Origin of the sequence: Flavobacterium chryseum (genome assembly GCF_004362015.1) — a bacterium.
Taxonomy (GTDB): Bacteria; Bacteroidota; Bacteroidia; order Flavobacteriales; family Flavobacteriaceae; genus Flavobacterium.
This window is the reverse complement of the sequence record NZ_SNWW01000011.1, coordinates 56,227-77,947: the sequence shown is the minus strand read 5'-3', so window position 1 is coordinate 77,947 and position 21,721 is coordinate 56,227. Positions and strand designations below refer to the sequence as shown.

20 protein-coding genes are annotated in these 21,721 nt (G+C 33.0%); 15 read left to right on the top strand and 5 right to left on the bottom strand.

Going from position 1 to position 21,721, the window contains the following annotated elements:
• Positions 1 to 49: 49 nt before the first annotated feature.
• The 12 genes from lysA (at position 50) to EV143_RS18390 (ending at position 10,485) form a co-directional block, all read left to right on the top strand.
• On the top strand, positions 50 to 1,273 hold the full coding sequence (lysA, locus tag EV143_RS18445) for a diaminopimelate decarboxylase (protein ID WP_133509415.1): 1,224 nt from the start codon (positions 50 to 52) through the stop codon (positions 1,271 to 1,273).
• 268 nt (positions 1,274 to 1,541) lie between these two features.
• Positions 1,542 to 2,471 carry a phosphatase PAP2 family protein gene (locus EV143_RS18440; RefSeq protein ID WP_133509414.1) on the top strand — a complete coding sequence of 310 codons (930 nt, stop codon included), beginning with the start codon at positions 1,542 to 1,544 and terminating at the stop codon, positions 2,469 to 2,471.
• Between the two features lie 146 nt (positions 2,472 to 2,617).
• Complete coding sequence (locus tag EV143_RS18435) at positions 2,618 to 2,986, top strand: hypothetical protein (protein ID WP_133509413.1); 369 nt, start codon at positions 2,618 to 2,620, stop codon at positions 2,984 to 2,986.
• Positions 2,987 to 3,028: 42 nt separating this feature from the next.
• Positions 3,029 to 3,478, top strand: a complete 450-nt coding sequence (locus EV143_RS18430) for a hypothetical protein (protein WP_133509412.1) — start codon at positions 3,029 to 3,031, stop codon at positions 3,476 to 3,478.
• Between the two features lie 29 nt (positions 3,479 to 3,507).
• Positions 3,508 to 3,948 (top strand): DUF3592 domain-containing protein, encoded by a 441-nt coding sequence (locus EV143_RS18425; RefSeq protein ID WP_133509411.1) that lies wholly within the window; start codon positions 3,508 to 3,510, stop codon positions 3,946 to 3,948.
• Between the two features lie 11 nt (positions 3,949 to 3,959).
• Positions 3,960 to 5,120 (top strand): DUF1624 domain-containing protein, encoded by a 1,161-nt coding sequence (locus EV143_RS18420; protein WP_133509410.1) that lies wholly within the window; start codon positions 3,960 to 3,962, stop codon positions 5,118 to 5,120.
• A 164-nt stretch (positions 5,121 to 5,284) separates the two neighbouring features.
• Positions 5,285 to 5,653: a YegJ family protein gene (locus EV143_RS18415; RefSeq protein WP_166638186.1), complete on the top strand. Its 369-nt coding sequence runs from the start codon at positions 5,285 to 5,287 to the stop codon at positions 5,651 to 5,653.
• A gap of 401 nt (positions 5,654 to 6,054) precedes the next feature.
• Positions 6,055 to 7,242, top strand: a complete 1,188-nt coding sequence (locus tag EV143_RS18410; RefSeq protein WP_133509476.1) for a hypothetical protein — start codon at positions 6,055 to 6,057, stop codon at positions 7,240 to 7,242.
• A gap of 23 nt (positions 7,243 to 7,265) precedes the next feature.
• A complete protein-coding gene (locus EV143_RS18405) occupies positions 7,266 to 7,670 on the top strand; it encodes a DUF1801 domain-containing protein (protein ID WP_133509408.1) in 405 nt (134 codons plus the stop codon).
• A gap of 68 nt (positions 7,671 to 7,738) precedes the next feature.
• A complete protein-coding gene (locus EV143_RS18400) occupies positions 7,739 to 8,419 on the top strand; it encodes a GNAT family N-acetyltransferase (protein WP_133509407.1) in 681 nt (226 codons plus the stop codon).
• A gap of 152 nt (positions 8,420 to 8,571) precedes the next feature.
• Positions 8,572 to 10,164, top strand: a complete 1,593-nt coding sequence (abc-f, locus tag EV143_RS18395; RefSeq protein ID WP_133509406.1) for a ribosomal protection-like ABC-F family protein — start codon at positions 8,572 to 8,574, stop codon at positions 10,162 to 10,164.
• Positions 10,165 to 10,221: 57 nt separating this feature from the next.
• Positions 10,222 to 10,485, top strand: a complete 264-nt coding sequence (locus EV143_RS18390) for a nuclear transport factor 2 family protein (RefSeq protein ID WP_243739911.1) — start codon at positions 10,222 to 10,224, stop codon at positions 10,483 to 10,485.
• 222 nt (positions 10,486 to 10,707) lie between these two features.
• Here EV143_RS18390 and EV143_RS18385 read toward each other — a convergent pair whose 3' ends face one another.
• Together EV143_RS18385 and EV143_RS18380 are read right to left on the bottom strand one after the other, a co-directional pair.
• Positions 10,708 to 12,243 carry a YifB family Mg chelatase-like AAA ATPase gene (locus EV143_RS18385; RefSeq protein WP_133509405.1) on the bottom strand — a complete coding sequence of 512 codons (1,536 nt, stop codon included), beginning with the start codon at positions 12,241 to 12,243 and terminating at the stop codon, positions 10,708 to 10,710.
• A gap of 77 nt (positions 12,244 to 12,320) precedes the next feature.
• Positions 12,321 to 13,292: a Gfo/Idh/MocA family protein gene (locus EV143_RS18380; protein WP_133509404.1), complete on the bottom strand. Its 972-nt coding sequence runs from the start codon at positions 13,290 to 13,292 to the stop codon at positions 12,321 to 12,323.
• 315 nt (positions 13,293 to 13,607) lie between these two features.
• On the opposite strand from EV143_RS18380, the gene EV143_RS18375 reads away from it, so the two are divergent.
• Positions 13,608 to 14,933 carry an ammonium transporter gene (locus EV143_RS18375; protein ID WP_133509403.1) on the top strand — a complete coding sequence of 442 codons (1,326 nt, stop codon included), beginning with the start codon at positions 13,608 to 13,610 and terminating at the stop codon, positions 14,931 to 14,933.
• A gap of 213 nt (positions 14,934 to 15,146) precedes the next feature.
• Here the strand turns inward: EV143_RS18375 and EV143_RS18370 are convergent, their stop codons facing one another.
• The 3 genes from EV143_RS18370 to EV143_RS18360 form a co-directional block, all read right to left on the bottom strand.
• A complete protein-coding gene (locus EV143_RS18370) occupies positions 15,147 to 17,246 on the bottom strand; it encodes a protein-disulfide reductase DsbD family protein (RefSeq protein WP_133509402.1) in 2,100 nt (699 codons plus the stop codon).
• Positions 17,246 to 18,556: a tRNA lysidine(34) synthetase TilS gene (tilS, locus tag EV143_RS18365; protein WP_133509401.1), complete on the bottom strand. Its 1,311-nt coding sequence runs from the start codon at positions 18,554 to 18,556 to the stop codon at positions 17,246 to 17,248. The genes EV143_RS18370 and tilS overlap by 1 nt, the downstream gene beginning before the upstream one ends.
• Positions 18,557 to 18,779: 223 nt before the next feature.
• Complete coding sequence (locus tag EV143_RS18360; protein ID WP_133509400.1) at positions 18,780 to 20,066, bottom strand: anthranilate synthase component I family protein; 1,287 nt, start codon at positions 20,064 to 20,066, stop codon at positions 18,780 to 18,782.
• 151 nt (positions 20,067 to 20,217) lie between these two features.
• Here EV143_RS18360 and EV143_RS18355 point away from each other — a divergent pair, with 151 nt between their 5' ends.
• Together EV143_RS18355 and EV143_RS18350 are read left to right on the top strand one after the other, a co-directional pair.
• Positions 20,218 to 21,117, top strand: a complete 900-nt coding sequence (locus EV143_RS18355; RefSeq protein WP_133509399.1) for a DUF4349 domain-containing protein — start codon at positions 20,218 to 20,220, stop codon at positions 21,115 to 21,117.
• Positions 21,118 to 21,322: 205 nt separating this feature from the next.
• Positions 21,323 to 21,697 carry a DoxX family membrane protein gene (locus tag EV143_RS18350; RefSeq protein WP_133509398.1) on the top strand — a complete coding sequence of 125 codons (375 nt, stop codon included), beginning with the start codon at positions 21,323 to 21,325 and terminating at the stop codon, positions 21,695 to 21,697.
• Positions 21,698 to 21,721: the final 24 nt, after the last annotated feature.

Genomic DNA, 21,721 nt, shown 5'->3' with positions numbered 1-21,721 from the left:
ATTTGCAGTTAGTCAAAAGTGTAATAACTTTGCCCAAAATAGTTTAAAAATGCAAGCAAAAGATTTACTGCAGTTAGCAGACCAATTTGGAAGTCCATTATATGTTTATGATGCCGAAAAAATCCAATCACAGTACAACAGATTAACGAAAGCTTTCTCTAAGGTAGAAAACTTAAGAGTTAATTACGCCATGAAGGCATTGTCTAACGTTGCGATTCTTCAGTTATTAAAGAACATGGGTTCTGGTTTAGATACTGTATCAATTCAAGAAGTTTTATTGGGACTTCATGCTGGCTATGAACCTGAAAAAATCTTTTTTACACCAAACGGAGTTTCTCTTGAAGAAATCGAGGAAGTTGCCGCAATGGGTGTGCAAATCAATATTGATAACTTATCTATTCTGGAGCAATTCGGAACAAAATATCCACAAATTCCGGTATGTATTCGTATTAATCCGCACGTAATGGCGGGTGGAAATGCTAATATTTCTGTAGGACATATCGACAGTAAATTCGGAATTTCGGTACATCAAATTCCGCATATATTGCGAATTGTGGAAAATACAAAAATGAGCATTGTTGGAATTCACATGCACACAGGATCTGATATTTTAGATATCGAAGTATTCTTGTATGCCGCTGAAATCTTGTTTGATACGGCAAAACACTTTAAAGATTTAGAGTTTTTAGATTTCGGAAGCGGATTCAAAGTTCCTTACAAAAAAGACGATATCGAAACAGATATTGAAGAACTTGGTAAAAAATTATCAAAAAGATTCAATTCTTTCTGTGCAGAATACGGTAGAGATTTAACGTTGATTTTCGAACCAGGAAAATTTTTGGTGAGCGAAGCTGGTTTCTTTTTAGCAAAAGTAAACGTAGTAAAACAAACAACCTCAACAGTTTTTGCCGGAGTTGATAGTGGTTTCAACCACTTAATTCGTCCGATGTTTTATGGTTCACAGCATTATATCGAAAACATCTCAAACCCAAAAGGAAAAGAGCGTTTTTACTCTGTTGTAGGATACATTTGCGAAACTGATACTTTTGCCAACAACCGCAGAATTTCGGAAATTACTGAAGGTGATATTTTAGCTTTCAGAAACGCCGGAGCGTATTGTTTCTCGATGGCTTCGAACTACAATTCAAGATACAAACCAGCTGAAGTTTTATGGATGAACGGAAAAGGAATCTTAATTCGCCAACACGAAACTTTTGAAGATTTGCTTAAAAATCAAATTCCGTTGCCACAAGAAGTTGCAGCGACAGTTTAAAAATAAAAAAAAAAGAATATCTGTTTAATCCTGTTTCTTAATTGAGACGGGATTTTTTTTGCGCAATCTTGTCATTTCGAGAATCATATTGAAGCGAAAACCCCATTAGAGTTAGCAAATAAAAGTTGCTTTAAAGTTTAAAACACTTGTTTCTACAACCAATCAAAATGAAAACATAATTTATTTAGCTTTAAATCAGTAAATTACAATAAACCATTTTATTTTTTTGTAATTTTAAGCTTACTAAATAATTTCAAATTGTTTTACTATGAAATTTTATACTGTAATCTTGTTTAGCATACTTTCTATTTCGTGTTTTTCTCAGAATGACAGCCTAAAAATAAAAAAGGACAATCGATTTAAAGTAGCAGGTTCTGTACTTGCGGATAGCTTTCTTAGTGTTCCCGGTGATTTTTCAGCAATGGGACATACAGTGTCAAGTGACTGGAAAAGAACAGCTATTTATACCGCAGGAATAATTGGCTTAATAGCTATTGACAAACAAACTACGGGGTTTCTACACGATCACATAGAACCTAACATCAATTATAGTTTACCGGAAATTAAAAGCACAATTCCTCATGTAATCGGAACCGACACTTATATTGTTTATCCAATCATTGGATTATATGCAGGTTCATTGATTATTAACAATAAAAAAGGTCAGGTTGTGGCAGTTAACGCTATTAAATCTTTAGCATATTCCTATGTTATAAGTCAAATAGTTTTAAAAACTATAGCATCAAGAAACAGGCCTCAAAGAAGAATAAATGATGATAATCCTGTAGAAGAGCCTTTTACAAAAAATCCTTGGGATTTTGGAAACTACCATCATATTCACCTTACGCATGGAGGTAGTGCTACTTCATTTCCTTCCTTTCATTCTACTTCTTATTTTGCTGTTGCCAAAGTATTTCAAATGGAATATAATAACTATTGGATACCTTACACTTTTGTAACTGTGGTATTTCTTTCAGATATAAAAAGTCACGAACATTGGGTTTCAGACTTATTGGTAGGTGGATTAATCGGTACAATAATTGGGCGATCTATAGTGATTAGTAGTCGTAAGCAAATGGCAAAAAAAAATGAATCCAGTGCTTTTAACTACGATCCTAAAAAATTTAAAATGCACAAACAATTAATCCCCCAAATTTCAAATTCTATGATTGGGCTTCATTTTATTGGAACTTTTTAGACTGAATTATTTTAAAATTTATCTTTTTCTTTTCTCTGCAAATCAAAAAGAACAAGAGAATGTGTACGAACTCAGAACACTTCACACAGCATTCAACATTTAATATTATATTCGTATCAAAAAAACTTCATTATAAAACATATAAAATGAAACCACAAATACGAATTCTGCTTTATTCAATTTTATTCTTTCTATATCTATCTTCGACTTCATTTTTACTATCATTAAACGAAATATTAAAAACTGATCCCTACATAACTTTAGGTTGTGGTTTTGCTATTTTAAATTTGATTTATGCTTTTTTCGCACTAAAGTGGACAGTATTATTAAATATTATTTCTTCTATCGTTATTGCTTCCTTAAGTTTATTTTTAGCCTTGAAGTTTACAAATTTACATCTACTTTTAAATTATGATCCTTATCAGGTTAAAACAGCCATATTTGCCAATGCAATCTTTTCAATTATCTTTTGGGAAATTGTTTATCAGGTAAAAATTAGAACTAATAATCCGTAGTTTTTAAAACTACTATAAACCCAAAAACTAAAACCAAAACCCATGAAACTTACCATTCCCCTATCGTTATTATTCCTGTTACTTACTGCTAATGTATTCAGTCAGACAATCGCTGATTTAAAATTGACAAAGAAAGAAATTCCAAAAACGTATTTCTTAACCGATGGTCACAATTGTGTTTCTAGTCAGGCTTGCAATTTTTATAACGATATTGCAACGTACAGCAATTTTGTTGGAACGGTAAAAAGCAAACAAATTCAAAGTTTTAATAGTAAAACAGATGCCGGGAGTATCATGTATTTTGAATTTGAAAACAGATTTAAAGGCGATAGTTTTCTACAAGGATTATTGTGGGGAAAAGACAAAGAACCAACAGACGCACATCCGGAAGAGTATCTTGCAAAAGGAAAATTCCTAATCATCTGGAGTTTTCATCCTGACAGCGCCCTTAAAGAAAAATCAGAAGCCAAAATAGATGCGCTTTTGCAATAAGCGATCAAGCGTTCATAAAAATAATTAATTTGGAAATTTTTACATTTATTAAGGAATCATTCTGGGATATTTTTTTAATTTTAATGGGTGTTTTAGCAGCGCTTGTAGGCTATAATACTTTTAAAAAAGAAAAAAAGCTTAAAGAAGGCGGCATAAAAACTACTGCTTTAGTTGTAGATTTTAGTGACGAAGAAATGTCAGATGGACCAACTGTGAAAGTGCCTGTTTTTGAATTTTATGATAATTTGAATAATAAATTTAGAGTAAAGGGAGTAAGCAATTCTATTTGTAAAATTGGCGAAACTACTGTTATATACTATAATCCTGTAAATCCTAAAACAGAATATTATTTTCCTAACAAAGATTTTTTAGTAAAATATCTATTTTCTTGTGTTGGGTTATTTATGCTTATTGCAGGTTTAGTTTGTTTATATAAGGATTTTATAAAATTTAATTCTGGATCAATTTAATCTTACGAAAAATGAAAAGAGAAAATTCAATTGATATAGTCCGCGGAATCGTCATGATCATTATGGCATTAGACCACGTTCGCGATTTAATGCACATAGATTCGATTACACAAAGTCCAACCGATTTAGCGACAACAACTCCTTTTTTATTTTTTACACGCTGGATCACGCATTTGTGTGCGCCTACTTTTGTTTTCCTGGCGGGAACTTCGGTTTATCTTTCTTTAAAAAGTAAAAACAATTTTGCAGAAACGAGACAACATTTAATCAAAAGAGGCTTGTGGTTACTATTGCTTGAGTTTACAGTTGTCAATTTTGGGTTATTTTTTGATATTGGTTTTCATACCCTTTTATTTCAGGTGATAGCCGCAATAGGTTTCGGTTTTATTCTTTTGGGTTTGTTGTTGAAAATCCCGGCAAAACAATTAGGAATTATTGGCTTGGTCATTATTTTCGGTCATAACCTTTTGCCTCTTATTCCGTTTGCAGAAGGATCGATTATAAAAGCTGTTTTGGCACCCTTTTTTAGTCCGGCAGTAATTCCGTTTGGTGATCGTGTGTTTATAATGGGCTATCCTCCTATTCCGTGGTTAGGCATTATGCTAACAGGATTTAGTTTTGCACGCTATTTCGAAATGGCTTACGAAGAGCGAAAAAAAGTATTTATAAAACTTGGTTTAGGTTCATTACTATTGTTTGTGATTCTTCGTTTTATAAATATTTACGGAGATCCGGCGTTATGGACGATTCAAAAAGATACCACATATACATTTATATCTTTTATGAATGTTACCAAATATGCACCTTCCCTTTTGTATTGTTTACCTACATTAGGTATCATGCTTTTGTTACTTGCTTTTGCGGAACAATTTAATAACGGCTTTAAAAAAGTGACAATAGCTTACGGAAAAGTGCCTTTGTTTTATTTTGTCCTTCACTTTTATGTGATTCATATTCTTAACCTCGCAATGTTGTTTTTACAAGGTTTTAATTGGTCGCAATTAGAATTTGCAACCGGAACTTTTGGAAGACCAAAAGGCGTAGAAAGCGGTCTGCCACTTTGGTCCATTTATTTAATTTGGTTTGCTGTCGTTGCTTTTCTGTATAAACCTTGTATTTGGTTTGGAGCGTATAAAGCAAAAAATAAACATTGGTGGTTACGGTATATTTAACAAATGAAAAACGAATCTAAATACAATAAAAAACAATAAAAATGAAAAAAACAAAAATTCTAGTCGTTCTAAGTATCCTTTGTTTGATAAGTTGTAAAAATTCAGATAAGATTGAAAGAGAAAATCAACCGACAATTTATGATGTAACTAGTCAAGACCAAGAAATGAATGAGGCGATTAAAAAAGCCACCCAAACACTAAATGAATTCAATGTTGCTTTGTCGAATCCGGAAATTGAAGATCAGGCTTTAAAAGTTAAGTTTGAAAATTCAACTGATGTTGAACATATGTGGATAGGTGATATCGAATATGCAGACGGTAAATATTCAGGAATTTTGACCAACGAACCAGAATATATCAAAGAATATAAGATGGGCGATAAAATAGACATTGATAATTCTAAAATTAGTGACTGGATGTATATCGAAAACGGAAAACTATTTGGAGGTTTTACTATCAAAGTATTGCGAAACAGAATGAGTGAAGAAGAGCGAAAACAATTTGATGAAGAAAGTGGTATGCAAATCGATTAATATTTTCAATACTAATACTCCTATTATTAGCCTGTAAATTAATATAACGAATATAAGCAATTAAAGTCATTGCGAGGAACGAAGCAACCACACTAGTTTATTCACAAACGTGATTCAGCACATGTGATTTCTCCTCCGTCGAAATGACACAACCTTCGTCTATAATAATTGTTAGGATTCACTTTAAACTAGATTTCTAATAAAAAACTATAGCTCTAATCTAGCCCCGATAGAGCCGATATCCTTTTTCTTGCTTCTTTAGCAAGGAAAAGATATAGGTGAAAGTGGGACTAAAGGTTATTATGAAAACGAAACTTACTGCTTCTAAAAAATCAAACACAACTTATCTGAATTCATCTAAAACAGATATATTTACATCTTTAAAATCAATAGGTCTTAGGATGAAAAAAATTACTTTACTCTTTTCAATTTTATTTTTAATACTTTCTTCCTGTGGTGTAAAAACTACGCAATCGCTTTTGAGTGATGGTAATTACGATGGTGCTATCAATCGCGCGGTTGAGGCATTGCGAACTAAAAAAGATTCGAAAGGGAAACAAGATTATGTGTATTTGCTTGAGGAAGCTTTTGCAAAGGCGAAAGAAAGAGATTTGCGTGACCTTGATATGATGACAAAAGAGGCAAATCCTGCAAATGCTGAGCGTATTTACAATACGTATTTGCAATTGAATAACCGTCAGGAAAAAATAAGACCGTTATTGCCTTTGCCGTTATTGAAGTTGGGGAAAAATGCTAATTTTCAATTTGATAATTATTCAGATCAGATTATTAGCAGCAGAAATACGCTTACAAAATATTTGTATGAGAAGGCTAATGTTCTTTTAAAATCGAATAATAAACTGGATTTCAGACAGGCTTTTGATGATTTATCTTATCTGGAAAGTATAAATCCGGGGTATAAAAATGTCAAAAAACTAATGGATGATGCGCAGTTTAAAGGGACTGATTTTGTTGATGTTTATGCGACAAATGAAACCAATCTGGTTATTCCGAAACAACTTCAGGATGATTTATTAGATTTTAAAACCTATGGGTTAGATGATAAATGGACGGTTTATCATAATCTGAGACAAAAAAATATTAAGTATGATTATAGTTTGATTATCAACTTTGTACAAATTAATATTTCGCCGGAACAAATTAAAGAAAAGGAATTTATAAAGGAAAGACAGGTTAAAGATGGCGTAAAAACACTTTTAGACAGCCGGGGAAGACCTGTAAGAGACAGTTTGGGTAAGGAAATAAAAGTAGACAATTACAGAATGCTTCGTGCCAATGTATATGAGTTCAGGCAATTTAAATCATGTGTAGTTACGGCAAAAGTTGATTTTGTGGATTTGAAAACCAATCAGTTAATGCAAACGTTTCCGGTTAGCAGCCAATATATTTTTGAGAATGTTTACTCCACTTACAAAGGCGACAGAGATGCTTGTGAGGAAAGTTATTTTACTTATTTTAATAAACGCCCTGTGCCTTTTCCGAATAATGAGCAAATGGTTTTTGATACGGGAGAAGATCTGAAAGCCAGACTTAAAGATATTATTGTCCGGAATAAGTTTACGGGATAAATTACAATCTTAAAACATAAGACATGGAAAAGCAATCGGATACAGAATTGGTAACGGCTCTTGTTGAAAAACTTGATGCTGAAAATAAATCGACTGTGGAATTTCTTCGTCAATTGATTTTGAATACGGATAATGAAATTGGTGAACAAGTAAAATGGAATTCTCCGAGTTTTTATTTTACCGGAGAAATGAAAGCTTTTAATCCGAAGGAATATAAAAGAGATATTTTGGTGATTAACATTCATCGGGGTGCTATTTTATTAGTTTTCCCGACGGGTGCAACAATTACAGATATTACTGATTTAAAAGCCGTTAATTATCCTGACGGAAGGAAAATTATAAAAATTGCCAGTCTTGAAGATGCCAAAGCCAAACAAAAATCTTTGCAGACTATTATTGTGGAATGGCTTGGGAAAGTTGAGAAGTAATATTTGCAAATCGACACTATTTTTATAATCTCATCGGAGGAAAATTATCTTATATATAAATGTTATCCATGAAAAATCTTCAAGAAAATAAACTCGATAATCCGGTTTGGAATTCTTTATCAGAATACCATTCAGCATTTGTTATTGATTATGGCGACACCAAATTCTATAATCCTGATTATTGCCAGTTTGGAGGTTTTATTGAGTTGGAAAACACTTTAAATTCGACAGAACAATATTCAACATTAACAGACAATTTCTTTGTTGTTGGAGAAAAACCGGAAATTCCCGATTCTTTAAAAATTGCCAAAGAATTAGTTTGCCTTCAAATGATTATTTACAAAAAAATTGAACTTGAGATTGATCTTGAAATAATTAAACTAACCGAAAATCATAATGAAGCTTTATTGAATTTAGTTAATTTAGTACAACCCGGTTATTTCAAAAACAAAACCTTTTTGCTGGGAGATTATTTTGGAATTTTCGTAGACAATCAATTAGTTGCTATTACAGGAGAACGAATGCAAATGGATGCTTTTACAGAAGTTAGCGCGATCATTACACATCCTGATCATACGGGAAAAGGTTACGCCAAACAATTGATAACACATGTTGTAAATAAGATTTCTGATCAAAATAAAATTCCGTTTCTACATGTTGTTGAAAGTAATATTGGCGCCATTAAACTTTATGAAAAACTAGGTTTTGTGACCAGACGAAAAATAAGTTTTTGGAATATTACAAAGTAAATAAGAGGAAAAGCATTAAAATAATATTTTTTATATCTTTGCCACAACAAAATAACGACACAATTCTATGTGAATAAAAATTTCTTTCAGACAATTATAAAGTAAGCTACAAAGTAGTTTGCTTATTTGTTTATTCCTTAAAGAAAGAAATTATGCTTATTTTACAAAACATTTCATATCTACATGTGAACAGAGATTTGCTGTTCGACAAAATTACTTTTACTGCAAACAAGGAGGAAAAAATTGCTTTAATTGGTAATAATGGTGTTGGAAAATCTACACTTTTAAAAATCATTGCAGGCGAATTACAAGCTTCGGAAGGTTGGCTTAAAGCCGATGCAAAACCCTATTATGTGCCTCAGATTTTTGGACAATTCAATCATCTTACTATTGCTGAAGCTTTGCAAATTGATACCAAACTCAATGCGCTCAAAGAAATACTCGACGGAAATGTAACCGCAGAAAATTTGAATACATTAAACGATGACTGGACCATTGAAGAGCGCTGCAATGAAGCGCTACAATATTGGCAATTAGAAAATTTAGATCTAAACCAAAAATTGGAAACTTTGAGCGGCGGACAAAAAACCAAAATTTTTCTTGCCGGAATTTCCATTCATCAGCCTGAACTTATTTTGCTTGATGAACCTAGTAATCATCTGGATTTGGCTGCCAAAAAATTATTGTATGAGTTTATACAAAATACTTCGAGCACGTTGCTCATTGTAAGCCATGACAGGAAATTACTGAATCTTTTAAATACGGTTTATGAATTAAGTAAACACGGCATTACGGTTTATGGTGGAAATTATGATTTTTATGCCGAACAAAAACAAATAGAAAGCAATGCTTTGCAACATGATATTCAGAGTAAAGAAAAAGCTTTGCGAAAAGCCAAAGAAAAAGAACGAGAAACTTTGGAACGTCAGAATAAATTAGATTCCCGTGGAGAAAAAAAGCAAAAGAAAGCCGGCGTTTCGCGAATCATGATGAACACGTTGCGCAACAATGCTGAAAATAGTACATCAAAGGCAAAAAATGTTCATGCTGAAAAAATTGGCGGCATTTCGCAGGAACTTCAGAATTTGCGTTCGGGTTTGCCTGAAATTGATAAAATGAAGTTTGGTTTTGATAATGCTTCCATTCACAAAGGCAAAATATTATTTACTGCAAAAGATAGCAACTTTGGTTATAACGATCAGTGGCTTTGGAAAGAAAATCTAAACTTTCAAATTTTAAGTGGTGAACGAATTGTTTTAAAAGGATCAAACGGTTCCGGAAAAACGACTTTAATCAAAATAATTACAGGAAAATTAATTCCAAAACAAGGAACAATTTACAAGGCCGAATCGAAAATTGTTTACATCGATCAGGATTATTCTTTAATCGATAATCAGCTTACGGTTTATGAACAAGCACAAAAATTTAATGCTTCGGCTTTACTGGAACACGATATACGAATGAGACTCAATAGGTTTTTATTTTCACAAAACGATCTGGATAAATCTTGCAGTGCTTTAAGCGGTGGAGAAAAAATGCGGCTGATGCTGTGCTGTTTAACGATAAATAATCAGGCACCGGATATGATTATTTTAGATGAACCAACCAATAATTTAGACATTCAGAATATTGAAATTTTAACGGCTGCGATTAATGAATATCAGGGAACTTTGATTGTGGTTTCGCACGATGAATATTTTCTGGAACAAATTGATATTCAAAACACAATAGAATTAAGTAGTTAGAAAAACAGTATTAATTTTTTAAATTTGTGTAACTCACCAACTTTAAACTTTTTTATTATGACCGTGAATAAACAAACTGTTAGAGAATATATGGATGCTTTTAGAGTAACTGATCATGAAAGAATTCTTGATTGTCTTACCGATGATGTTGTTTGGGAAATGCCCGGAATTTATCAGCATGTGGGTAAAGAAGCATTTGATAAAGAAATTGAAAATGAGAATTTTGTTGGAAGTCCAACCATTCAAATTATAAAATTGGTTGAAGAAAACAATACGGTTATTGCCGAAGGTGCAGTGCAAGGCCGTAATGAAAAATGGTAATATTTTGGATGCTGTTTTTTGCGATGTATTTGAAATGGAAAAGGGTAAAATCAAAAAACTGACTTCGTATTTAATGTCTAAAAATGCACATTTGAAGTTTGAGTGATTAAATTTCAAGTTAGTCATTGCGAGGAACGAAGCAACCACACTACGATTAAGCAAGTGTGGTTGCTTCGTTCCTCCCAATGACAAAAGGGGGCAAAAATCTAAAATCTAAAATTGCTACCCCAACCAACCATCACGATCTAAACTTCTATATTGAATGGCTTCGGAAATGTGCGATGGGATAATTTGTGGCGAAGCATCCAGATCTGCAATTGTTCGGGCAACTTTCAGAATTCTATCGTATGCTCTTGCAGAAAGATTTAAACGTTCCATTGCTGTTTTTAGTAATTGTTTTGATTGTTCGTCGAGCGCACAAAATTCTCTGATTTGTTTGGTGTTCATTTGGGCATTGTAATGAATATTGGGCAATTCTTCAAAACGTATTGATTGCAGTTCACGAGCTGCAGTAACACGTTTTCGAATTTCGACACTGCTTTCTGCTTTTCTGTCATCTGATAATTTTTCGAAAGGAACCGGAGTCACTTCAATATGAATATCGATTCGGTCTAATAATGGTCCCGAAATTTTGCTCATGTATCGCTGCATTTCGTGTGGTGAAGATGTATTGGGCATACTCGGATCGTTAAAAAATCCGCTTGGACTTGGGTTCATACTTGCCACCAACATAAACGAAGACGGATATGTAACTGTAAATTTAGCTCTTGAAATCGTTACTTCGCGATCTTCCAGCGGCTGGCGCATAACTTCCAGAACATCACGTTTAAATTCCGGTAATTCATCTAAAAATAAAACGCCATTATGTGCCATCGATATTTCGCCAGGCTGCGGATAACTCCCTCCTCCTACCAAAGCTACATTTGAAATAGTATGATGCGGACTGCGAAATGGTCGTTGATTCATCAAACCTACTTCTTTTAATTTCCCTGCAACACTATGAATTTTAGTGGTTTCTAATGCTTCACGCAATGTCATTGGCGGTAAAATACTGGGTAATCTTTTGGCCAACATTGTTTTTCCTGCTCCTGGCGGGCCAATCAAAATAATATTGTGTCCGCCTGAAGCTGCAATTTCCATACACCGTTTTATGCTTTCTTGTCCGCGAACATCAGAGAAATCAAATTCAGGGAAATCGAGTGTTTTATAAAATTCGGTTCTGGTATCAATAATGGTAGGTTCAAGTGTTCCTCTTCCTTCAAAAAAATCAATAACTTCTTGCAGGTTTTCTACTCCATACACATCTAAACCGGCTACAATTGCCGCTTCTTTTACGTTTTGTTTTGGGAGAAAAAAACCTTTAAAACCTTCTTCTTTTGCTTTAATGGCAATAGGCAAAGCGCCGTTTATAGATTGTAAACTTCCGTCTAACGAAAGTTCTCCCATAATAACATATTGTTCAACATCTGGCGCTTTTATCTGATCTGATCCTACCAAAATTCCAATTGTCAAAGGTAAATCATAAGCAGAACCTTCTTTTCGTAAGTCGGCGGGCGCCATATTTATCGTTATTTTTTTTCCCGGAAGACTTAATCCATTATTTTTAAGAGCGGCTGCAATTCGGTAACTGCTTTCTTTTATGGCATTATCCGGTAATCCAACTAAATGATAACCAATACCTTTATCCATATGAACTTCTACTGTAATTGTAGTAGCTTCAACTCCAAAAACAGCACTTCCGTAAACTTTTACTAGCATAAATATTCTTTCATTAAATGTTTTTAAAACTAATAAAAAAATAATTATTTGTAGCTTTTTTACTATAAATATATTTGCTAAAACTTCAGTCCTATTTGATTTTTAATTTCCTCTACAATTTTACTCAAATCCAAACTATTCTGATGTGACCAAAGTTCGCTTTCAATCTGATTGTTCCTGATACATTTATGGCATTCTATTGCTTCATGCGCATATCCTTTTCCTAAATTTGGAAAACTAAAAACACTTTCCTTTTCATCTTTAACAATCGAATATCCATCAGCCATAAACCATGGTGCGTTTAGTTCTACTCGGCCATTTGTACCACCAATAACTGCTTTCATATCAGATTCTGAAACTATTGAGGCATGTAAAACGGCCTGAGCATTCTCATAGTTCAAAATCATTGATGTCTGTAAATCGATCTCGTTTTTATGAAAAATAGATTTTGCAATTATTTCTTTTGGAATTCCTAACATTATATAAGAGAGAAATAATGGATATACGCCAATATCAAACAAGGCTCCACCGCCACTCTTTTTATCAAACAATCTGCTTCCTTCTGTTTCATTTCCAATAAAGGCAAAATCGGCTTTTATGTAATTTACTGCACCAATTTCTCCATTTTCAACTTTCGACAAAACATCTTGTACCGACGGAATAAAACGTGTCCAGAAAGCTTCCATGAAAAATTTATTATGTTTTCTAGAAGCTTCAACCATGCGAACAGCATCGGCATAAGAAAGCGCAATTGGTTTTTCGCATAAAACGTGTTTTTCATTTTGCAACGCTTTTATAGATAATTCGGCATGAGAATTATGTGGAGTTGCGATGTATACAATATCAACTTCGGGATCAGCAAAAAGAGCTTCATACGAATCATAAGCTTTAGGGCAATTGTACTTTGCTGCAAATTCGTTTGCATTGGCATAATTTCTAGATGCCACAGCAACTAATTCAGCATCTTCAACTAATAATAAATCTGTAGCAAATTGATTTGCAATATTTCCCAGACCTATAATTCCCCATTTTATTTTGCGTGATTCCATCCTTAAATTTTAAATACTAAAAGTGTTAAAAACATCAAATATACATCATCAATTAAAAAAAATTAAGCGATTTTAGATATTAAAATTGAATTTAAACGGAAAAATATCAATAAAAAACCCAACAAAATCTATAAATTTTTGAGTGGTGGTAAAAAAATGTTGTCAAATTGTAAATTTTAAGTCCATTTTAACAAATACAATCAAAACATAGGGGGTTAAAATGAAATATTAACAAAAATTAAACATTAGACTCTATTTTTTATAGGGGTGTTGAATGATTTTATATTTTTATCAAAAATTTAAAACTAAATAACTATGCGAAAAATTATTTTAAGTGTGATACTTATCACAGTTTTATTACTCTCTATTTTTTCTATCTCATTTATTACTGAATCAAAAACATTAGGTGCTCACGTAGTTGAATTAAAACTTGATACGGGTGATACTGCATGGATGGTTGTTGCAACTGCTCTTGTATTATTGATGACTCCGGGATTAGGATTTTTCTATGGTGGTATGGTAGGTAAAAAGAATGTAATTAGTACTATGCTTCAGAGTTTCATGGCAATGGTAATTGTTACAGTTTTATGGGTAGTAATTGGATTTGGATTATGTTTTGGACCAACAATTGGTGGGTTCATCGGAGATCCTTCGTCAAATATATTTTTTCAGGGAGTCAGTGCAAACACTGCTTGGGAATTAGCACCAACAATTCCGATGATTCTTTTTGCATTATTTCAGGCGAAATTTGCAATTATTACTCCGGCATTAATTACAGGAGCTTTTGCAGAACGTGTTCGTTTCTGGGCTTACTTATTATTCATGGTTTTATTTATCATATTCATCTATGCACCTTTATGTCACATGACGTGGCATCCTGACGGAATGTTCTTTAAATGGGGAGTTCTTGACTTTGCAGGTGGTACAGTTGTACACATGAGTGCTGGTTGGGCTGCATTGGCCGGAGCAATTTTCTTAGGAAAACGTAAAGTTCAAAAAGTAAATCCTGCCAGAATTACTTATGTATTATTAGGTACAGGTTTATTATGGTTTGGATGGTTTGGTTTCAATGCAGGTTCTGCTGTTGGAGCCGGAAGTCTTGCTGCACAAGCTTTAGGAACTACTACTATCGCTGCTGCATCTGCTGCTATGGCATGGGTTTTTCTTGATAAAATTTTAGGTCACAAATTATCTGCTATGGGCGCTTGTATTGGTGCTGTTGTAGGTTTGGTTGCGATAACGCCTGCTGCTGGTTTCGTAAGTATTCCTCACGCTTTGGCAATTGGTATTATTGCTGCTGTAATTAGTAATCTTGTAGTAAGCAAATTCCCTAAAGGAAAAATCGACGATGCTCTTGACGTTTTTGCTTGTCACGGTGTTGGTGGAATGGTAGGAATGCTATTAACCGGAGTTTTTGCTTCTAACACTGTAAATTCAATTGTTGGTGAAAACCAGGGATTAATTTTTGGCGATGCAACTTTATTCTTAACCCAATTAAAAGCATTAGTTCTTGTTTCAATCTTTGCTTTTGTTGGTTCTTACGCTTTATTCTTTATTGTAAATAAAATTACTCCTCTAAGAGTTACTGAAGAAAAAGAAGAACTAGGATTAGATATTTCTCAACACGGAGAATACTTATAAAAATCAATTTCCAAAACCAAAAAACAATTAACCAAAAAAGCACTCTGAGTTTTACTTAGAGTGCTTTTTATTTATTTTAGATTGAAAAAATTTTAGATTTTAGATTGTAGATTTTAGATTTGATCTCGAATAACCTATTACAAGTTTATAACCCAAATTCTTTACTCTTTACTCTTTACTCTTTACTCTTAAAAAATTTACTCTAAAAAAACCTTACTTAAAATTAGCAATTCCTTCTTTCAGCCAGTTTAAATATTCTTCTGTACTAACATAACTAATTGTTGGTTTATCAGTATGCAAATTCTTTCCATTCAAATCAGTTAAAACATATAAAGGCTGCGTATTTGTTTTATATTTTGAGATCATAAAATCCGTCCATTTATCACCAACTGTAACGATTTTATCTCCGGCAGTGGTTACAAATTGTTCTTCTGTTGGTAATTCGCGTTTATCATCTACATAAAGAGAAATCAAAACAACGTCATTTTTTAAGATTGGTAAAATAGTTGGATCAGACCAAACATTGTTTTCCATTTTTCTACAGTTCACACATGCATAACCCGTAAAATCTAGCATAATCGGCTTATTGATTGATTTTGCAAATGCTAAACCATCTTCGTAATCATGAAAAACCATGATGCCGTGCGGGCCTAATTCAGCTCCGTCAGGCAAACCTTTTACAGATTCAGCACTTCCGGTTGAATTACCTGAACCACCCACTCCAAATGGACTTTCGCTATACGTTGGAGGTGGAGGAAATGCGCTAATTAACTTTAATGGTGCTCCCCAAAGTCCCGGAATTAAATATATTGTAAAGACTAGTGTAAGTAATCCTAAATACAATCTTCCCACTGAAATATGATGCAACGGACTATCGTGTGGTAAACTGATTTTTCCAAACAAGTACAATGTTAAAGCTGCGAAAATAGCAATCCAGATAGCAATGAAAACTTCTCTTTCTAAGAAATGCAATTGTAAAACCAAATCTGCATTAGATAAAAATTTAAATGCCAAAGCTAATTCTAAAAACCCTAAAACCACTTTTACGGTGTTCAGCCATCCGCCAGATTTTGGTAACGAATTTAACCAACCCGGGAACATGGCAAACAACATAAATGGCAAAGCCAATGCTAATGAAAAACCTAACATTCCCACAACCGGAGCGATTCCTCCGTTTGAAGCCGCTTCCACTAATAGAGTTCCAACAATTGGTCCTGTACAAGAAAAAGATACAATTGCCAAAGCCAAAGCCATAAACAATATTCCAACTATTCCGCCTCTGTCTGCTTGCTGATCTACTTTATTTCCCCATGAATTTGGCAACAAAATTTCGAATGCTCCTAGAAATGAAGTGGCAAAAATGATCAATATCACAAAGAAGATTAAATTAAACCAAACATCTGTAGATAAAGCGTTTAATGCATCTGCACCAAATATTTTAGTAACAATTAATCCTAAAATCACATAAATAGCAATAATAGAAAATCCGTAAATTATAGCATTTCGAATTCCTTTTGCTCTGCTTTTGCTTTGTTTTGTAAAGAAACTTACAGTCATTGGAATCATCGGAAAAACACAAGGTGTTAACAATGCGGCAAATCCTGAAATAAATGCGATAAAAAAGATCGACCATAAACTTCTGGAAGGCGCTGGTGCAGGAATTTCTTCTTTACCATTTGCTGCTGTAACTTCTGTTTTGGCAGATTCATTTTGAGCTTTATCTACTTTAGTTGTTGCGGTGTCAACAGCCAAAGCCGGAACTTTTGTTTCGTCTAATTTTGCTTCTGTAATAGTTGGAACAGCATCCATCTTAAATGTTGACGGAACTGCAATTGAGAATTTTTTACTCGAATTGATACAAACTTCTTTACAAACCTGAAAGTCAAAATCAACATCAACCGTTTTTAAATTTGGATTTATGATCGTGATTTCCTGCTCGATATGAGCTTTTCCTTCAAAAAAGGTTTCGTTCACTCCAAAAATATCATTAAAAGCTGTTCTGGTTTTTCCTTCTTTGGCTTTTCCAACCAACTCGTAATTTCCTTTTTGGTTTTTAAACACAATTTCTAACGGAAGCGGTCCACCATCCGGAGTAAATTGTGAATACATATGCCAGTCCTTTTCGATTGTGGCATCAAAAATTAAAACGGCATGATTACTTGATTTCTTTTCGATTTTAGCAGTCCATTTTGCAGGTTCTAATATTTGCGCGTTACTTTTTGCAAATGCAAATAGGAAAAATAACAACAAAACAATGGTTTTATTCCAAACACTTTTTGATATTATCGTTTGACGGGATTGAGTAAAGTTCATTATTGTAATTCTATTTTAAGTATTCTATTGGTGGTATTTTCGATTTTAAAACGTTCGTCTTGTCTCATTCCGACAACCCAAACAATTTGATTATCAGAACATAAAATCCAGGTTTTTTCTTTTTCAATCAGAGATAATTTTTCATCTTTAAAAAGCTTGCTGACTTTTTTAGATTTTCCATTCATTCCAAAAGGATGAAAAATATCGCCTTCATTCCATTTACGTAAAACCAAAGGAAACTGGATTTTTTCAGCGTCAACAAAGATAGCTTTATTTGAATCTATTGTAATGTCGTCTACCTGACAAAGCTTCAAATTTAAGGGAAAATTAACTTCTGTATCGTTTTCATTAATTTCAAATTCTTCCTTTTCTGACATTTCAGAAATTGGACTTAAAATCAATGTATTTCTGTTTTTTAGCAATCTAAATTCATTCGAAAATACTTGTTTTCCCGATTGTCCATCGACTAAATCATAAATATCATTCCACGCCACAAAGCCAAATTCATTCAGCCATTGGTATAAATACGATTTATAATTGGGTAATTTTTGAAGTTGATTTAAATCGAAATGAATATCGTTTCCTTCTTCTTTAGCCACTTGCTGATAAATCATAATCGATGCATCTTCAACCATTTCTTTTGATTCCTGCAAATACGATTGTGTCTTTTGAAAAGCATTCAAAAAATTAGGATTGATTTCTTTTAATATCGGAACCAAATCATGGCGGATTTTATTTCGCAAATATTTATTTGATGCATTGCTGCTGTCTTCGCGCCATTCGATATTATTTTCGGCTGCATATTTCAGAATTTCTTCTCTCGAAAAAGGCAAAAGCGGACGGATAATTTTATCATTTTGCTCCGGGATTCCAGTTAATCCGTCTAAACCCGTTCCACGAGTTAAATTAATGATAAACGTTTCCAGATTGTCATCGGCATGATGCGCCGTTAAAATATAATCGAAGTTTTTGGTCTCTAAAAGTTCATAAAACCAATTGTAGCGCAGCTCACGAGCAGCAACCTGAGTAGAGAGTTTATAATCTTTGGCAAAAGCTTCGGTATCAAACTGAGTTATAAAAATGGGAATATTATTTTGATCGCAGTAATTTTGAATAAAATCCTGATCACCAAAACTTTCTAGTCCGCGCAATTGAAAATTGCAATGCAAAACCGCAATTTCATAAGGTAATTGATGCAATAAATGCAACAAAACCATACTGTCTAATCCGCCACTTACGGCCAAAAAAAGTTTTTTTTCTTCCAGAAATGGAAATCTTGAAGCGATATGATTTTGAAAATTTGAAAGCATTCTATAAATGTAAAAAATTAAATTCGATCTTTATTTTAATGAAATGTTAACCGTAATATTTTTTGCCACCCGTTTTTCACGCAGATTTAGAAAGATTTAAGCAGATTCACACAAATTAATTTTAATAAAAATCTATTGAAATCTGCCCTAATCTGCAGAATCTGCGTGAAACAAAATCATTTTAATCCTGTAATCTATGGCAAAAAAATTCGTGGCAAACTTTTTACTGCAAAACTTCATGCATTGCCTTAGCCTTCAACAAACATTCTTCATATTCTTTTTCAGGAACAGATTGTGCTGTAATGGCGCTTCCAACTGAAAATGAAACATATTGATTTTCCTGATTGTATAAAATACTTCTGATTACAACATTAAAATCAAAATCACCGTCTGGTGTAAAATACCCAACCGCGCCACTGTATAAACCTCTTTTTGTTTCTTCCAGATTTTCGATAATTTTCATAACCGAAATCTTTGGAGCGCCCGTCATGCTTCCCATTGGAAAGGTTGTTTTTAAAACATCAATTGTTGAATATTGAGGATCTAGTTTTGAAGTTATGGTCGAAATCATTTGATGTACTTGCAAAAAAGAATAAATCTTGCAAAGCTCTACAACTTCTACCGAACCTTTTTGTGCGGTATGCGATAAATCATTTCGAACCAAATCAGTAATCATGATATTTTCGGCTCTTTCTTTCGAATCTGATTCCAAAAATTGTTTTGATTTTTCATCTTCAATCGGATCTGAAAATCGTTTTGAAGTGCCTTTAATTGGTTGAGAAATCAAAGTGTCTCCCACTTTTTTCAGATAACGTTCCGGTGAAGCTGAAAGTAAATAATGTTTGTAATTTTTAAAGAAAACCGAGAATGGCGCTTGTGAAATTTGATTCAGTTTCTGAAATTTTTCTAATGGATTTATTATTGCGCTTTCAGCAAAAAATTCCATACAAAAATTAGCTTCATACATATCACCCTTATGAATATGTTCGAGCATTTTTGTTACTTTTTCTACATATGAATTTCTGGAAATACGCTGTTCAATCTTTAAAGAAGCTGAACTTTCGACTTTCGACTTTTGACTTTTGACTATCTCATTAAAATCCTCTTCAACCTCATCATCGCAAAGCAATAAATATTGAATTTCAAGCTGATTTTCTTTCAAAATAAATATTTTTTTAGGCTGAAAGAAAAACAAATCCGGAAAATATAATCCATCAAAATTGGAAGATTTAAGCGGTTCAACATCATTTTTTAAATCGTATGTTAAGTAACCAAAGAGCCAGTCTTTAGTGGTTTGCTGATATTGTTTCAAATCCTCAAAGGCATTTTGAAAATCAGTTTTTAAAGATGTAAAAGCATCAACGGCCAAAGTAAAATTGAAGCTCGAATATTCTTGCGGATACGAATTGCTATCCAAAAAAACGACTTCACGAAATTGCTGCGCCCAGGTTAGAAGTTGCTGCTTAAACTGTTCTGGATTTGAAATATGTTTATGGATGGAAACTCTCAAAAAAGTATAAATTTTAGACTTCAAAATTACGACAAAAAAAATCCTTCAATAAAATAATCCAAAAAAATTATTGGCACACTTTTTAGTATATCGAATTAACATGAATTCTGAGAATTATTTATCATTTATTAATCAAATTTCTAAAAACTTTATGAAAACAATTGCAAAAGTAGGTTTGACTACGTTAGTAATCATCGCATTACTATTTTCTTGTAAAAAAGCTGATAATGCTTCCGGCGAAGCAACAGCAGATATTGCAACCACAACAGACAGCACTGCTGTATCTTCATCGGCAGCGGTCGAGAAAAAAGACAGTAAGCAAAAATTTATTCGAACCGCTGATATTAAGTTCAAGGTTAAAAACGTCGTCAAATCTACTTATGCAATCGAAAATGCCGTTCAGAAATTCGGAGGTTATGTTACGTACACCAATTTACAAAGCAATATTCATGACCAGATTAAAACCAAAATCAGTCAGGACAGTACTTTAGAAACTACAAAATTTTCGGTAGAAAATAATATTACGATTCGCGTACCCAATACTCAACTTGATACTGTAATTAAAACTATTGCCAGACAAATTGATTTTCTGGATTTTAGAGTAATAAAAGCCGATGATGTTTCTTTAAAATTATTAGCGAATCAGCTTTCACAAAAACGAAGCACGGTCAGCGAAAGAAGAATTGAAAAAGCAATTGATACAAAAGGCAAAAAAATAAATGATATTGTTGAAGCTGAAAATACTTTGACCAACCAAAAAGAAGCCAATGATGATCGAACAATAGATAATTTATCGATACAGGATCAGGTTAATTTTAGCACGATTACGCTGCAGCTTTATCAAAATGAAACGATTAGACAGGAAATAACGGAAAGCGAAAAAGATAGTGCTGCTTACAAACCTAACTTAGGTATTCAGATTATTGATGCTTTAAAAAGTGGCTGGTACATATTAGAAGCAATCTTTGTTTTCTTATTGAATCTTTGGCCGTTTATACTGCTTGGCCTGGGTGGATTTTTTCTTTATAAGAAATATGTCAAAAAACAGTAAAACTGTTAATATAGTATCAATTTAATAAGAAAAAATTCATTATATTTGATATAGCATTAAATTAATCCCATAATAGGATGACTTTGATTGTGGAATTCTTAGTAAAATAGCGTTAAAAAACGGATTTCATTTTGGTAGAGAGTTCAATTTGTAGTGTTTATAAGCTCATGAATTATATATTTTTAACCTATTAAATTCTAATATTATGAAAATTGCAACCATTGTTGTCCGCGTTTTAATTGGCCTCTTATTACTTTTTGCTTCTATTACTTTTTTCCTTAAACTTGCTCCTGAACCAGAAGCAACCGGTAATTTTAAGGCTTTTAATATGGGTTTAGTTGCCTCAACTTATTTATTGCCGTTGGCAAAAACTATAGAATTGTTTTGCGGAATCGCTTTTGTAACCGGGCGATTTGTAACGCTGGCAAACATATTAATCTTGCCTATTACCATTAATATTTTGTTTATCAACTTTTTTCTGGCTCCGGAAGGTTTACCTATTGCAATATTACTATTTGCTGCAAATTTATTTTTGATTTACAGATATTGGGATAATTACAGAAGTCTTTTCAGACCGTAAATTATCGCTTTAAAATAAAAAAAC

Coding starts and splice junctions, on each gene's coding strand:
- lysA (WP_133509415.1), top strand. CDS start 50: ATGCAAGCAAAAGATTTACTGCAGTTAGCAGACCAATTTGGAAGTCCA.
- EV143_RS18440 (WP_133509414.1), top strand. CDS start 1,542: ATGAAATTTTATACTGTAATCTTGTTTAGCATACTTTCTATTTCGTGT.
- EV143_RS18435 (WP_133509413.1), top strand. CDS start 2,618: ATGAAACCACAAATACGAATTCTGCTTTATTCAATTTTATTCTTTCTA.
- EV143_RS18430 (WP_133509412.1), top strand. CDS start 3,029: ATGAAACTTACCATTCCCCTATCGTTATTATTCCTGTTACTTACTGCT.
- EV143_RS18420 (WP_133509410.1), top strand. CDS start 3,960: ATGAAAAGAGAAAATTCAATTGATATAGTCCGCGGAATCGTCATGATC.
- EV143_RS18415 (WP_166638186.1), top strand. CDS start 5,285: ATGAATGAGGCGATTAAAAAAGCCACCCAAACACTAAATGAATTCAAT.
- EV143_RS18410 (WP_133509476.1), top strand. CDS start 6,055: ATGAAAAAAATTACTTTACTCTTTTCAATTTTATTTTTAATACTTTCT.
- EV143_RS18405 (WP_133509408.1), top strand. CDS start 7,266: ATGGAAAAGCAATCGGATACAGAATTGGTAACGGCTCTTGTTGAAAAA.
- EV143_RS18400 (WP_133509407.1), top strand. CDS start 7,739: ATGAAAAATCTTCAAGAAAATAAACTCGATAATCCGGTTTGGAATTCT.
- abc-f (WP_133509406.1), top strand. CDS start 8,572: ATGCTTATTTTACAAAACATTTCATATCTACATGTGAACAGAGATTTG.
- EV143_RS18390 (WP_243739911.1), top strand. CDS start 10,222: ATGACCGTGAATAAACAAACTGTTAGAGAATATATGGATGCTTTTAGA.
- EV143_RS18385 (WP_133509405.1), bottom strand. CDS start 12,243: ATGCTAGTAAAAGTTTACGGAAGTGCTGTTTTTGGAGTTGAAGCTACT.
- EV143_RS18380 (WP_133509404.1), bottom strand. CDS start 13,292: ATGGAATCACGCAAAATAAAATGGGGAATTATAGGTCTGGGAAATATT.
- EV143_RS18375 (WP_133509403.1), top strand. CDS start 13,608: ATGCGAAAAATTATTTTAAGTGTGATACTTATCACAGTTTTATTACTC.
- EV143_RS18370 (WP_133509402.1), bottom strand. CDS start 17,246: ATGAACTTTACTCAATCCCGTCAAACGATAATATCAAAAAGTGTTTGG.
- tilS (WP_133509401.1), bottom strand. CDS start 18,556: ATGCTTTCAAATTTTCAAAATCATATCGCTTCAAGATTTCCATTTCTG.
- EV143_RS18355 (WP_133509399.1), top strand. CDS start 20,218: ATGAAAACAATTGCAAAAGTAGGTTTGACTACGTTAGTAATCATCGCA.
- EV143_RS18350 (WP_133509398.1), top strand. CDS start 21,323: ATGAAAATTGCAACCATTGTTGTCCGCGTTTTAATTGGCCTCTTATTA.